Annotated in this window: 11 protein-coding genes; 6 read left to right on the plus strand and 5 right to left on the minus strand. The window is 71.6% G+C overall.

Features of this window, described 5'->3' with window-relative positions; translation table 11 throughout:
- Positions 1-2: 2 nt before the first annotated feature.
- The 3 genes from ACWD3H_RS15525 to ACWD3H_RS15535 all read right to left on the minus strand — a co-directional run bounded on the left by ACWD3H_RS15525 (position 3) and on the right by ACWD3H_RS15535 (position 2886).
- Complete coding sequence (locus tag ACWD3H_RS15525) at positions 3-512, minus strand: Rv3235 family protein (protein ID WP_355558140.1); 510 nt, start codon at positions 510-512, stop codon at positions 3-5.
- A 216-nt stretch (positions 513-728) separates the two neighbouring features.
- On the minus strand, positions 729-2096 hold the full coding sequence (locus ACWD3H_RS15530) for a PTS transporter subunit EIIC (protein WP_355558143.1): 1368 nt from the start codon (positions 2094-2096) through the stop codon (positions 729-731).
- 49 nt (positions 2097-2145) lie between these two features.
- The gene (locus tag ACWD3H_RS15535) at positions 2146-2886 is read right to left on the minus strand and encodes a GntR family transcriptional regulator (RefSeq protein ID WP_350920864.1); all 741 of its coding nucleotides are present in this window, start codon (positions 2884-2886) and stop codon (positions 2146-2148) included.
- 159 nt (positions 2887-3045) lie between these two features.
- Here ACWD3H_RS15535 and ACWD3H_RS15540 point away from each other — a divergent pair, with 159 nt between their 5' ends.
- The 5 genes from ACWD3H_RS15540 (at position 3046) to ACWD3H_RS15560 (ending at position 6692) form a co-directional block, all read left to right on the plus strand.
- A complete protein-coding gene (locus ACWD3H_RS15540; protein WP_433373623.1) occupies positions 3046-4080 on the plus strand; it encodes an SIS domain-containing protein in 1035 nt (344 codons plus the stop codon).
- A 64-nt stretch (positions 4081-4144) separates the two neighbouring features.
- Complete coding sequence (locus tag ACWD3H_RS15545; RefSeq protein WP_350920870.1) at positions 4145-4381, plus strand: glucose PTS transporter subunit EIIB; 237 nt, start codon at positions 4145-4147, stop codon at positions 4379-4381.
- A gap of 42 nt (positions 4382-4423) precedes the next feature.
- Positions 4424-4879, plus strand: a complete 456-nt coding sequence (locus ACWD3H_RS15550) for a PTS sugar transporter subunit IIA (protein WP_355558150.1) — start codon at positions 4424-4426, stop codon at positions 4877-4879.
- Positions 4880-4998: 119 nt separating this feature from the next.
- Positions 4999-5256 (plus strand): HPr family phosphocarrier protein, encoded by a 258-nt coding sequence (locus ACWD3H_RS15555; protein ID WP_355558153.1) that lies wholly within the window; start codon positions 4999-5001, stop codon positions 5254-5256.
- 92 nt (positions 5257-5348) lie between these two features.
- Complete coding sequence (locus ACWD3H_RS15560) at positions 5349-6692, plus strand: glycoside hydrolase family 3 protein (protein WP_451955435.1); 1344 nt, start codon at positions 5349-5351, stop codon at positions 6690-6692.
- 128 nt (positions 6693-6820) lie between these two features.
- Here ACWD3H_RS15560 and ACWD3H_RS15565 read toward each other — a convergent pair whose 3' ends face one another.
- Entirely contained in the window at positions 6821-6946 is a 126-nt protein-coding gene (locus ACWD3H_RS15565; RefSeq protein ID WP_355558159.1) for a hypothetical protein, read from the minus strand.
- Between the two features lie 66 nt (positions 6947-7012).
- A complete protein-coding gene (locus ACWD3H_RS15570; protein ID WP_451955436.1) occupies positions 7013-11467 on the minus strand; it encodes an HAD-IC family P-type ATPase in 4455 nt (1484 codons plus the stop codon).
- Positions 11468-11548: 81 nt separating this feature from the next.
- Here ACWD3H_RS15570 and ACWD3H_RS15575 point away from each other — a divergent pair, with 81 nt between their 5' ends.
- Positions 11549-12463 (plus strand): hypothetical protein, encoded by a 915-nt coding sequence (locus ACWD3H_RS15575; RefSeq protein ID WP_451955437.1) that lies wholly within the window; start codon positions 11549-11551, stop codon positions 12461-12463.
- The last annotated feature ends 40 nt before the right edge of the window (positions 12464-12503 follow it).

Below are 12503 nucleotides of genomic sequence, written 5' to 3' on the forward strand. Positions count from 1 at the left end.
TGTCAGGGAGTCGTCTCGAACTCGGTGCAGAGCCACCGCACGCCCCTGCGCTCCAGCCTGAGCGCCAGGACGCGCGAGCGGTCACCGCAGTCGACCACGGCGCACATCTCCACCACCCCGTCCTCGGGCTGGGAGATGTGGGCCCTGCCCGCCCGGGGCGGGCGTGCGCTGTTGATGATCTTCCCGCTCCTGGTCAGCTCGGCCTGGGCCCTGCCGGTCAGGTGACAGGAGACGCTCGCCGGCGGTCGCCTGCCGGCCAGGATCTCGGCGACGGCCTGCGCGAGGGCGCGCAGCCGCCGCTCGTCGGGGATCGCCCCCGGCGGGCCCCAGATCAGCGGCTTCCCGGTCGGAGGTGCCGGAGTCTCGGGTTCGAGGGCGAGGGCGAGGGTTCCCTGCACGTACGGAGGCATGGCCGGGATGTCCGTCGCGGGGCGGTCCTCGTCGTAGGGCGGCTCGGCGGCGGGGGACGGCGCGATCCGGGGGAGCGGCGCCGGACGTCGTGGGGGCGACATGGGTGACTCCGATTGGGCTCGGCTTGCGGGTGGGGAAACTGACACTTGAAGGAGTTTCCGGCCCACTGCCCAGATACGCGGTCCGCCAACTTTCTGAAAATCCCGGTTGGTTCGTCCCTTCGGGCGGAGAAGGTGACCTTGAGCTGGAGTGGTCCATCCCCGAGGGGGGCGGGTTCCGGCCCGAGCCGTGATCTTCGCTGGACGGCCGAAACCGCTTCAGGAGCCGGGCGGCCCGCTGTCAGGGCCGCCAGGCGCCGCACCGGGGGGCGCGGCCGGCTCGCCGGAGTCGATGTCGGGTTCGGGCTCGCGGCCGGGGGTCATGATGTTCAGCTTCCTGATCAGGAAGCTGAACACGGAGTAGTAGATCACCGCGTAGACCAGCCCCATCACGATGACGATCGGTATGCCCCGGGCGTTGGGCGCGGTCCCGTACAGGCCCAGGTCGATCAGCCCTGAGGAGAAGCTGAAGGCGAGCTTGGCGCCCAGGGCGGAGGCGAGGGCCAAGGAGATGCCGGTCAGCACGATGTGGATCACGAACAGCACCGGAGCCACGAAGATGAAGGCGAACTCGATCGGCTCGGTGATCCCGGTGAGGAAGGCGGTGAGCGCCGCGGAGATCATGATCGAGCCGACCGCGGTGCGCCGGTGCGGCGGTGCGGCCCGCCAGATGGCGATCGCGGCGGCCGGCAGGCCGAACATGAGGACCGGGTAGAAACCGGCCTCGAAGCCGCCGTAGCCGACGGCACCGCTGTTGAAGCAGATCAGGTCCCCGGCGAGTTTCTTGCCGTCGACCACGCACTCGGGGACCTGGGTCCAGATCACGTTGTTGACGATGTGGTGCATGCCGAGGGGGAGCAGGGCGCGGTTGACCATGCCGTAGACCCCGGCGCCGAGTTCGCTGTTGGAGGCGAGCCAGGTCCCGGAGGCGCGGACCCAGCCGCCGAGCACCGGCCAGACGAAGCCAAGGAACACCCCGATCACGAGCCCGGCGAAGGCGGTGAGGATCGGCACCAGGCGGCGCCCGCCGAAGAAGGCCAGCCAGGTCGGCAGCCTGGTGCGGTGGTAGCGCTGCCAGAGCAGTGCCGAGACCAGGCCCATGATGATGCCGCCGAGCACCCTGGTCGGGTTCTGCGCGCCGAGGTCGAGTACCACGCTGGGAACGCCAGGGGTGGCCCGCTCGAACACCTCGGTGGTGATGGACTCCCTCAGGTCGGCGTCGAACAGGATGAAGAACATGTTCATGCTGACGGCGTGGAAGACCAGATAGCCGACAAGCGCCGCCAGGGCGGTGGAGCCGTCGGCCTTGCGGGCGAACCCGATGGCGACACCGATCGCGAACAGGATGGGCAGGTTGTCGAAGAGCGCGCCGCCCGCCGTGCCGACGACGCGGGCCACATCGTCGAGCAGGACGCTGTCGGTCCGGCCGAGGAGGTCGTCCCGGCCGAGCCTGAACAGCAGGCCCGCGGCGGGCAGGACCGCGATCGGCAGCATCAGAGAACGTCCCAGGCGCTGGAGCACGCTCATCGCGGCGGACCCGGGCCGGTGGGCGGCGGACAGGCCCGCGTCCGCCGAGGGGGGACTCATCGGGCTTTCCTCCAGGGGGTGGGAGGGAGGAGTGCGGCGAAGGGTGGGGTCAGGCGCGGCGGGTCGGTAGCTCCAGGATCGTACGGAGTTGGTAGCGGTCGGCGCGATAGGTGGAGACCCCGAGTTCGGCGCAGACGCCTCCCGCGTAGGAGCGCCGCTGCAGCAGCAGCACGGCCCCGCCGCGTGGCAGTTTCAGCAGGTCGGCGTCGCCGGGGTCGGCGATGCCACCGTCGATGGTGAGCTCGCCGGCGTCGAGCACCAGGCCGTAGCGGGTCTCCAGCAGGGCGTAGAGGGAGCGGCCTGTCAGGTCGTGGGTGTCGAGGTCGGGTGCGATGGAGACGGGAATGTGCGCCCGCTCGATGCACATGGGCTCGCCCGCCGCGGTCCGCAGCCGTTCGATGAAGTGGACCTCGTCGCCCGGCTGGATGCCGAGCTCCCTGGCCAGGTGCGCGCTGGCCCTGACCACCCGGCGGTCCAGGTCGCGGGAGCCGGGTTCCATGCCCCTGGTGCGCATCTCCTCGCTGAAGGAGGTCAGCCGCAGGGCCATCTCGATCTTGGGGCGGGCCACGAAGGTGCCCTTGCCGGCGACCCGCTGGAGCCTGCCCTCGGAGACCAGGTGGTCGACGGCCTGCCGGACGGTCATGCGGGACAGGCCGAAGCGCTGGCAGAGTTCGCGCTCGGACGGGATCGCGGTGCCGATCGCCAGCTCGTTGTTCTCGATGAGATCGAGCAGGATCTCCCGCAGCTGGAAGTACTTGGGCACCGGGCTGTCCGGATCGATCTGGGCCACAGGATCCTCCCCCCTCGATCTGAGGTGTCTGATGAGTTATGGTTCGTACTGGTCTAGTCCGGACTAGACCACAGGCCGGAAAAGGGTGTCAACGTACGGACCGGAGACGGATCGATAACGGCCCGATCTCGTCCGTCCGAGCCGAAGGATGAGCGCGAGATGACGACCAAGATGCGCAGCGAGATAGCCGAGCAGCCCGCCGCGTTGCGAGCCACGCTCGACGCCCTCCTCCCCAGGGTCGGGGAGGTGGAGCGGCTCGCGGGGCAGACCCGCCAGCTGCTGTTCATCGCCCGTGGCACCTCCGACAACGCCGCAGTCTACGGCCGTTATCTGGCCGAGGCGCACACGGGCAGGCTCTCCACGCTCGCCGCCCCCTCGATCGCCACCACCTACCGGCGCAGGCTGGACCTCGACGGCGTGCTGGCCGTCGCCCTCTCCCAGTCGGGCAGGACCGAGGAGATCGTCGAGACCCTCGCCTGGGCGAAGGACTGTGGGGCCCGGACCGTGGCCATCACCAACGGCGGAGAGCAGAGCCCCCTGGCCCAGGCCGCGGACCTCGCCCTGTGCACGGTGGCGGGCGAGGAGAAGGCCGTCCCCGCCACCAAGACCTACACCACCCAGCTCGCCGCCCTCGCCGTGCTCGCCCTCGGTCTCGGCGCGGACGTCGACCCCGGCGACCTGCGGCGGGTCCCGGACGCGGTCGAGAAGCTGGTCGGCGACCCGGGCGATCTGGAGGCGATCGTCGAGGGGCTGGCGGACAAGCCCGGCGTCGTGGTCTCCGGCCGGGGGCTGGCCTTCTCCACCGCGCTGGAGCTGGCGCTCAAGCTCAAGGAGGCGTGCTACCTGCACGCCATGGGCCTGTCGTACGCGGACCTGCTGCACGGCCCGATCGCCGTGGTCGACTCCGACACCCCGGCGATCCTGGTCGCGGCGGGCGAGGGCCCGACCCTGGCCGGCACCGTGGCGCTCGCCGAGCGGGTGACCGGCGCGGGAGCCTCGGCCTACACGGTCGGCGGCGGTACCGCGCTCTCCTCGGTCTCCACCGCCGCGCTGAACGGCCCCGACCTGCCCGAGTGGGTCGCGCCGCTGGGCCTGATCGTCCCCGGTCAGCTGCTCACCGAGGCGCTCGCGCGCAGGCTGGGGATCGACCCGGACGCCCCACGTGGTCTCAACAAGGTGACCCAGACCGACTGATCGCGATACCTCCTCTAGCCTGCCCATAGCCCTGGGGACAGGGTGATCACAACTGGAGGGCGACATGGCGGCCGACGCCGACGCGATCATCGCTGGACTCGGTGGTGCGGACAACATCATCGAGATCGAACCGTGCATCACCCGGCTCCGCACCGAGGTGCGTGACGCCTCCAAGGTCGACCAGGTGGCCCTGCGGGCGGCCGGCGCGCACGGCGTGATGGTGGCCGGCGGCGTCGTGCAGGTGGTGGTGGGCCCCGAGGCCGACACGATCGCCGGCGACATCGAGGACATCATCGGCTGAGGGAGGTGTTCTCGCGGACGGGGGCATGCCGAGGGGAGTGCGGTGACCACGGTTCTGGCACCGGTCGCGGGGGTGGCCGTGAGACTCGACTCGGTACCCGACCCGGTCTTCTCCGAGGGCCTGGTCGGACCCGGCATGGCGATCGAGCCGGACAGGGCGCCCGGCCGGGTGTTCTCCCCCATCGCGGGCACCATCGTCAAGCTGCACCCGCACGCGTTCGTGGTCGTCGGCGACGACGGCAGGGGAGTCCTCGTCCACCTGGGCATCGACACGGTTCAGCTCAGGGGCGAGGGTTTCGAGCTGCTGGTCGCGGAGGGCGATCGGGTGAGCGCCGGGCAGCCGGTGGTGGCGTGGGACCCGGCCGGGATCGAAGCGGGTGGGCGCCGTCCGATCTGCCCGGTCGTGGCGCTGGACGCCACCGCGAGCGCCGTCGTCGGCCTCGCCGAGGGGGTTGTGGACGCCGGTGACCGGCTTTTCGAGTGGAGCGATCCGGTCTGACGGCCCGCGGGACCGGGAGATGGCGAAGAATGTGAAATGGTGTTGAGCCATCGGATGGCCAAAGGCCGGTAAACACACCGTGTGGTCTAGACCGCACTGTCGACTCTGAGGAGGAACACGTGGCCGAGCGCCATGTCACCGTCACGTCGGAGGTCGGCCTGCACGCCCGGCCCGCCGCGACGTTCGTGCGGGCGGCGACCAAGGCGTCCCTGGACGTCACCATCGCCAAGGGGGCCGGCTCACCGGTGAACGCCAAGAGCATCCTGTCGGTCCTCGCACTCGACGTCAGGAGGGGGGACATAGTGGTGATCAGGGCCGAGGGCGAGGGCGCCGAGGAGCTTCTCGACCAGTTGGCGGGCATCGCGTCGGCGCCGTGAGCCGAGGTGCCTCTGGTTCGCCGGCCGGTTCGGAGCGCGGGCACCGGGACATCCGCCCGGATAGCGTAAGAGGCATGGCTCGGTGGATGCGTGTGACGGGGATCGCAGTGATCGCGACGATGGCGGCCGGGTGTGTCGGCACCGGAGGGGCCGTTCCACCGGCGTCCGGTGCGGTCGGGGGCGGTGAGTCCTCCGCGAGCGTGAGCCAGGCGGAGTCCGCGGGCCCGGCGGCCGCGCCCGCCGAGACGGCGAAGCCCGAGACAGCGAAGCCCGGGACGGCGAAGCCGGCCGGTGTGGAGGCAGTGCTCGCCTCGATGAGCCTGGAGGAGAAGGTCGGCCAGCTCTTCATGCCGGTGCTTTACGGTCAGGCGGCCGACACGGTGTCGGGGGAGAACCAGGCGCGGTTCGGCGTGGACACCCCGGCGAAGATGGTCGCCCGCTACCGCCCCGGCGGGGTGATCCTGTTCCCCTGGGCGGGCAACGTCAAGAACGTCAGGCAGGTCGTGGCGCTGACCAACGGGCTGCAGAAGGCGTCGCCGGAGATCCCGCTGCTGATCGGCGCGGACCAGGAGAACGGCCAGGTCTCCCGGCTCGCCCCGCTGGTCACCAACCTGCCGGGAGCCTCGGTCATCGGCTCGACCGGCGACCCCTCGCTGGCCCGCCGGGCCGCTGAGGTGACCGGCCGCGAGCTGCGTGTCCTGGGCATCAACCTCGACTTCGCCCCCGTCGCCGACGTCAACATCAACCCGCGCAACCCGGTGATCGGCCCGCGCGCCTACGGCTCCGATCCGAAGAAGGTCGCGCCGATGGTCGCCGCCGCGGTCCGCGGCTTCCACGACGCGGGGGTCGCGGCCACGGCCAAGCACTTCCCCGGCCATGGTGACACCAACGTCGACAGCCACACCGGTCTGCCGGTGATCAAGCACTCGCTGTCCCAGTGGAAAAGGCTGGACGCCCCGCCTTTCGCCGCCGCCATCGGCAAGGACGTCGACGCGATCATGACTGCGCACGTCGTCATGCCGAAGCTCGACCCCTCCGGCGACCCGGCCACCCTCTCCAAGCCGATTCTGACCGGGCTGCTCAGGGAGAAGCTCGGCTTCGACGGGGTCGTCTCGACGGACGCGCTGGACATGGCGGGGGTGCGCAAGAGGTATGGCGACGGGGAGGTGGCGGTACGGGCGATCCAGGCCGGGGTGGACCTGCTGCTCATGCCGCCGGACTACCGCGAGGCCCGTGGGGCGCTGCTGGCCGCGGTGAAGTCCGGGAAGATCTCGGAGGCGCGGCTCGACCAGTCCGTCCGGCGCCTGCTGAAGCTGAAGGCCGCCCGTGGCCTGCTGGAGAGGGCGCCGGTAGCCGACCCGGCCAGGGCCGAGCAGGTACTGCGCTCGGCCGGGCACCTCAAGGTCGCCCGGCTCATCAACTCGCGGGCCCGCTGAGCGAGCTTTAAGATCGCGACCGCGGCCTGGGCCCCGGTCGCCGTGGTCATGGTCGTGTACCCGGCCATGGTTCTCTCATGGTCACGGTTCTCTCGCGGTCACGGCCGGGTCCGTGCCGCGGAACCGGGTCAGGCGGCCTGGAGGCTGCCGGTCCTGGCCAGCGAGACGACGAGGGACTGGATGACGCGCATGAGGAGGGCCTCGATCAGCATGACCGCCGCCTTGGCGAGCACCGTGGAGAGGAATCCGGACATAACAACCTCGCAGGGAGAAGGATCGCTTAATGCGATAATCCATACCAAACAGGACTAAGTCACCAGCTAGGAGATTACCGTTCGGTGAACGTTCGGTGACACCTGTCGAGTGGATGCCTGGAAGGCGACTCCGGCGGCCGTGGTGGCGGCGGCACTGCCCAGGGCGATGAACCACCCTACCGGCCCGAGGAAGCGGCAGCCGAAGAAGTGGCAGAGCCCGGGAACCGAGACGGTCATGCCCAGAACGCCGAGGGACAGGAGCGAGGCCAGCACCACGGTGCGATCCCGGGTGCCCAGGGCCAGGGTCTGCAGCAACTGCGTCGACACCAGTGCGACCAGTCCCATCGTGTCCGCCCGCCCACGCGTGCCGGTCATCCGGCCGATCGCCCAGGCCGCGCCCGCCGCACTCGCCGTGGTGGCGGCCCGCAGGTAGATGTCCCGGGTCAGGGAGGCTCCCAGCGAGGCCTCCGGGCCCTCCTCCAGCAGCTTCTCCGGACTGGTCGCGGTCGGTGGCCGGGAGGCCACCGCCATCGCGGGCAGCATGTCGGTGAGCAGGTTGACCAGCAGCAGCTGCCGGGCGTTCAGCACGTTCCGGCCGCTGATCAGGCTGGATCCGACCGCGAAGACGATCTCGCCGATGTTGCCGCCCAGCAGGATGCTCAGGGCGTCGCGGACCGACCCCCACATGGCCCTGCCCTCGATGATCGCATCGACGATCGTCTCGATGCGGTCGTCGGTCACCACGATGTCGGCCGCGGCCCTGGCCGCCGGGGTCGCGCGGGAGCCGAGGGCGATCCCCACGTCCGCGAGCCGGATCGCGGGGGCGTCGTTGGCGCCGTCCCCGGTGACCGCCACGACCTTGCCGGCCCGGCGCAGACAGCCGACGATCCTGGCCTTGTGGGCCGGGGTGGTCCTGGCGAAGACCGTCACGTCCGGCAGAGCCTCCAGCAGGGTCTCGTCGTCCATCCCGTCCAGCTCGGGCCCCGTCATGATCTGCCCGCCGTTCAGCACGTTCAGCTCGACGCCGATCGCCTCCGCCGTGCTCGGATGGTCGCCCGTGATCATGATGATGCGTACGCCCGCCCGTGTCAGCCGGCCGACGCTTTCGGCCGCCGTGGGCCTCACCGGGTCGGCCAGGCCGAGGAAGCCCAGGAAGCACAGGCCCTGGATGCGGGACTCGTCGAGGTCGCGACGGTCGGAGGCGGCGCGCTCCGCGACCGCGAGCACCCGGTAGCCCTGCCGGGCGAGCTGGTCGAGTTCCTTCTCCAGCTCCGCCTCAAGGGAATCCGTGAGGGGGACCACCTGGCCGTCGCGGAGTACGGACGTGCAGCGGGTGACCACGACCTCCGGAGCGCCCTTGACGCTCAGCAGCGGCCCCGAGTCGCTCGCGCCGAGTACCGCGTGATAGCCGCGCCCGGGCTCGAAGGGAAGCTCGTCGACCCTCTCCCAGCTCCCCGTGCCCTCCCTGGGCACCACGCCCAGCTGCTCGGCCCCGTTCACCACGGCGCGATCGGTGGGGTGTGCGATGGGACGCCCCTCATCGTGCCGCGGGCACGCGCGCAGCCCCGCGGCCACGATGTGCCTCATCTCGGGCGTCAACGCCTCGACGAGACGTTCGTCCTGCCCGTCCGAGACGCACCGCAGGCTGATGCGCCCCTCGGTGAGCGTCCCGGTCTTGTCGAAGCAGAGCACGTTCACCCGGCCGAGGGCCTCGATCGTGGAGGGGTTGGGCACCAGGGTGTTGCGGGTCGACAGCCGCCGGGCGGCGGCGAGTTCCGCGACCGAGGCGACGAAAGGCAGCCCCTCGGGCACGGCGGCGACGGCGAGGCTCACCGCGGGCGCGAGCGCCTCGACCATCGACCTGCCGCGCAGCAGGTCGGCGGCGAGCAGGACGAAGCCGGAGCCGACCGCGACCGGAAGGATCCGGCGGCTCAGTTTCCGCAGTCGCAACTGCACGCCCGAGACGGGTGGCCGCTCCTTGGCGAGCCTGGCGGTCCTGGCAGCCTCGGTCGCCTCGCCCGCCGCGACCACCACGGCCAGCCCGCTACCGGCCGCCACGGTCGTACCCTCGTAGACCATCGAGCTCCGGTCGGCGACGGCGGGTGCGTTGACGGGCGCCGGCGACTTGGTGACGAGCTGGGACTCGCCGGTCAGTGCGGCCTCGTCGATCTCCAGGCCCGTTGCCCTGAGCACCCGGCAGTCGGCCGGCACGGTGTCGCCCGCGCGCAATTCGAGCACATCGCCCGGTACGAGGTCTTCGACCGTCACGCTCACGCCCTCGTTGGGGCGGCGCAGCCGAACCCGGATCGCGACCGACTCGGTCAGGCGATGCAACGCCCGTTCGGCGGTGAACCGCTGGCCCCCTCCGATGAACGCGTTGGCGAACACCACCGTGGCTATCATCACCGAGTCGGAGACCGAGCCGACCAGGGCCGACAGGCCCGCCCCGGTGGCCAGGACCGGGGTCAGCGGGTTGGCCAGCTCCTCGGCGGACGCGCGGAGCAGCGAGGCGGGACGCTCAGACTCCGCGGATCCCGCCGAGCTCCTGCGCCGGATGGCCTCGGCCTCGGTGATCCCGCTGGGCGAGGAGCCCAGCAGGGACAGGACGTCCTTGGTCGACATCGCGTGCCAGGGAGTCTGGTCCACCCGGACCGGCGGCGTCTCCTGCCCGGCGTGCCAGCCCGCCCACACACCCGTGACGATGGCGGCCATCGCGGTGCAGTCACTTGAGAGCTGCGCCCTGCCCAGTGACCGCGACGGCGGCCCGAGGGCGGTCAGCGCGCCTCCGGCGGTCGCTCCCGTGGCGTCGAGCCATGCGCACCGCTCGCTCGTCTTCCTCGCCGGTGCCAGGCAGCTCAGCAGCAGGTGGATCTCCTCGAGTGCGCCGATCACGTCCGCCTCCCAGGGCACCCGGCCCGAGCGGGACAGCACGCCGATACCCAGGTCGGCGTGGGCCAGCGCGGTCATGCGGCGTCCCGACACCACGGCGACCCCGTGACCGTCCGCCTGGAGCTCGCGGACCGACCGGGTCAGCCGGGAGGCGTCCAGTACGAACTCGTCGACGCCGAGCCGCAGGCCGAGCCCCAGATCACCTCCCGCCAGCAGCACGGTGCCCGCGGCCTTGGCCGCGGTGACGATCGCGTCGGCCAGCGGGCCCACCTGCGGCGCCATGCCGACCAGGGCCACCGGAACGCCCTGCCTCGCCACGCGGACGGCCCGGAGCCCCCGAGCCTCCCATTCCTCGGCGTCCGCCGCGATGAGCCCGGCCGGGCCCGGCACCGGCTCGGCCGTCCACTCCTCGTGTTCCCGCCGCGCGCCGGGGTCGGCGAGGTCGAGCAGGGCGTAGAGCCGCGCGTGCAGTCCGTCGGTGTCGGCGTCGCCGAGGGGTACGATGCGGTCGATCTCCCAGGAACCCGTGTCGAGCACGTCGGCGTCGAGGATGACCGTGTCGATGCCGTCCATGTGACGCAGGGCGCGGCTGTTAAGAACGACCGCCCCGCGCCGCGCCAGGGCGCGCCCGATCGCGGAGGCGAAGGATTCGCGGCCCAGCTTCGCGGCGTTGGGGGTCGCCGCGGTGAGCATGGCGATGGTCCGTTCCCGGTTTTTGCCGAGGAGATACGTCAGCCCGGTGGCGCCCACCGCCACCTGGCTCGCGACGTGCTCGAACCGTCGCACGGGGCTGGTGGACATGGGGGACGGGCGCGGTTTCCTGGCCGCGCGGATGTGGCGGTAGGAGCCCCCCCACGAACCCAGTTCGTGCTCGTGCCTCTCCCAGGCCCGTCGCGTGTCGCGCGTCTCAAGGTAGCGGCCGACGGCGGTGGCCGACTGGACGAGCATCCCCAGTGGACGCAGCGCCAGCGTGTAGGTGACGATGTCCGCCGTCTCGAGCAGGGCGGAGGCGGTCGGAACGCCGAGGTGGCGGTCCAGCTCGGTGCGGACCTTCGGGGTGGACTCGGCCAGGCTCAGCAGGGCGGGAATGATCGGAGTGAGCGGCAGCACGTGCATCACCCGCCCGGCGAGCGCCATGCTCGTTCCGACCAGGCTCCCGCCGAGCCGGATGCCCATGCGCGTGTGGCTCCGCACCGGGTTGGCGATGCGGTGCTCCGCGTATTCGGAAGCGAGGGACACCGGGCCCGGCAGCGACTCGTCGTCAAACTCGGCGTCCTCGTCCACGTCCGGCTCGCCGTCGCCGTCGCCGTCGCCGTCGTCAGCGTTGTCGAACGAATCGACGACCGCCACCAGCTTCTCCAGGTCGACCGAGTCGGGGTCGCACCCCACGAACACGATCCCGAGGGCGCCGTTGACCTCCGCCCGCTCGACCCCCTCCACCTTCAGCAGCGAGTTCTCCAGCCGTCGCGCCGTCCGCCCGCTGCCAGGACCGCCGATCACGTACAGGTCGATACGGAGCCCACCAGGACAGATTCGCCTCCCTCGGGAATGCCTCAGGGCGTTGCGGATCACCTCGGGCATGGCACCCCAGAGAGTTTCCGCGGGAAGTGAGAGCAGACGGGGCAGGAACATCCGGATCTCCAGTAGACGAGATGACGAGGCCGATCAGGCCGTGGTTACACGTGGCCCGATCGGCCCCATCACTGTGATCACTTGGAGGTGCTCCTGCGGGTCGAGGTCTTCGGGCGGGCGGCGGACCTGGTGGCCCTGGAGGCGGAGCTCGCGGCACGGGAAACGGACGCCGAGGTCCGCGATGCGGATCTGGTGGCCCGTGACGCGGGCCTGGTGGCGCGCGACGCGGTCTTGGCGGTCCGTGAGGTGGTGCCTGCGGCTCGTGCGGTGGGTTTCGTGGTCCGGGATGTCGTCGTCCGCGAGGTGGTGCCCGCGGCTCGCGAGGTGGGCCTGGTGGCGCGTGACGTGGTCTTGGCGGTCCGCGAGGTGGGCTTCGTGGTCCGGGACGTCGTCCGCGAGGTGGTGCCCGCGGCTCGCGAGGTGGGCCTGGTGGCGCGCGATGTGGTCTTGGCGGTCCGCGTGGTGGTGCCTGCGGCTCGTGCGGTGGGCCTGGTGGCGCGTGACGTGGTCTTGGCGGTCCGTGCGGTGGGTTTCGTGGTCCGGGACGTCGTCCGCGTGGTGGTGCCGGCGGCTCGTGCGGTGGGTCTGGTGGCTCGTGCCGCGGGTTTGGCGGCGCGCGTGGTGGTGCCTGCGGCTCGTGCGGTGGGTCTGGTGGCTCGTGCCGCGGGTTTGGCGGCGCGCGTGGTGGTGCCGGCGGCTCGTGCGGTGGGTCTGGTGGCTCGTGCCGCGGGTTTGGCGGCGCGCGTGGTGGTGCCTGCGGCTCGTGCCGCGGGCCTGGTGGCCCGTGCCGCGGGTTTGGCGGCTCGTGCCGCGGGTTTGGCGGCCCGTGCGGTGGTGCTTGTGGGCCGTGCGGTGGTGCCTGCGGCCCGTGCCGCGGGCCTGGTGGCCCGTGCCGCGGGTTTGGCGGCGCGCGCCGTGGGTTTGGCGGCTCGTGCGGTGGGCGTCGGAGCCCGGGGCGCGGAGACCGGGGCCCGGCCTCTCCCGCGGGCACGCTGAGCGATCATCGTCCCGACCCCGATGGCGGCCGCCACCGGCC

This window comes from Streptosporangium sp. NPDC002607, assembly GCF_053592655.1.

What these genes read in the sequence shown, in the direction of transcription:
- ACWD3H_RS15525 (WP_355558140.1), bottom strand. Translation starts at nt 512, where the DNA reads ATGTCGCCCCCACGACGTCCGGCGCCGCTCCCCCGGATCGCGCCGTCC.
- ACWD3H_RS15530 (WP_355558143.1), bottom strand. Translation starts at nt 2,096, where the DNA reads ATGAGTCCCCCCTCGGCGGACGCGGGCCTGTCCGCCGCCCACCGGCCC.
- ACWD3H_RS15540 (WP_433373623.1), top strand. Translation starts at nt 3,046, where the DNA reads ATGACGACCAAGATGCGCAGCGAGATAGCCGAGCAGCCCGCCGCGTTG.
- ACWD3H_RS15545 (WP_350920870.1), top strand. Translation starts at nt 4,145, where the DNA reads ATGGCGGCCGACGCCGACGCGATCATCGCTGGACTCGGTGGTGCGGAC.
- ACWD3H_RS15565 (WP_355558159.1), bottom strand. Translation starts at nt 6,946, where the DNA reads ATGTCCGGATTCCTCTCCACGGTGCTCGCCAAGGCGGCGGTCATGCTG.
- ACWD3H_RS15570 (WP_451955436.1), bottom strand. Translation starts at nt 11,467, where the DNA reads ATGTTCCTGCCCCGTCTGCTCTCACTTCCCGCGGAAACTCTCTGGGGT.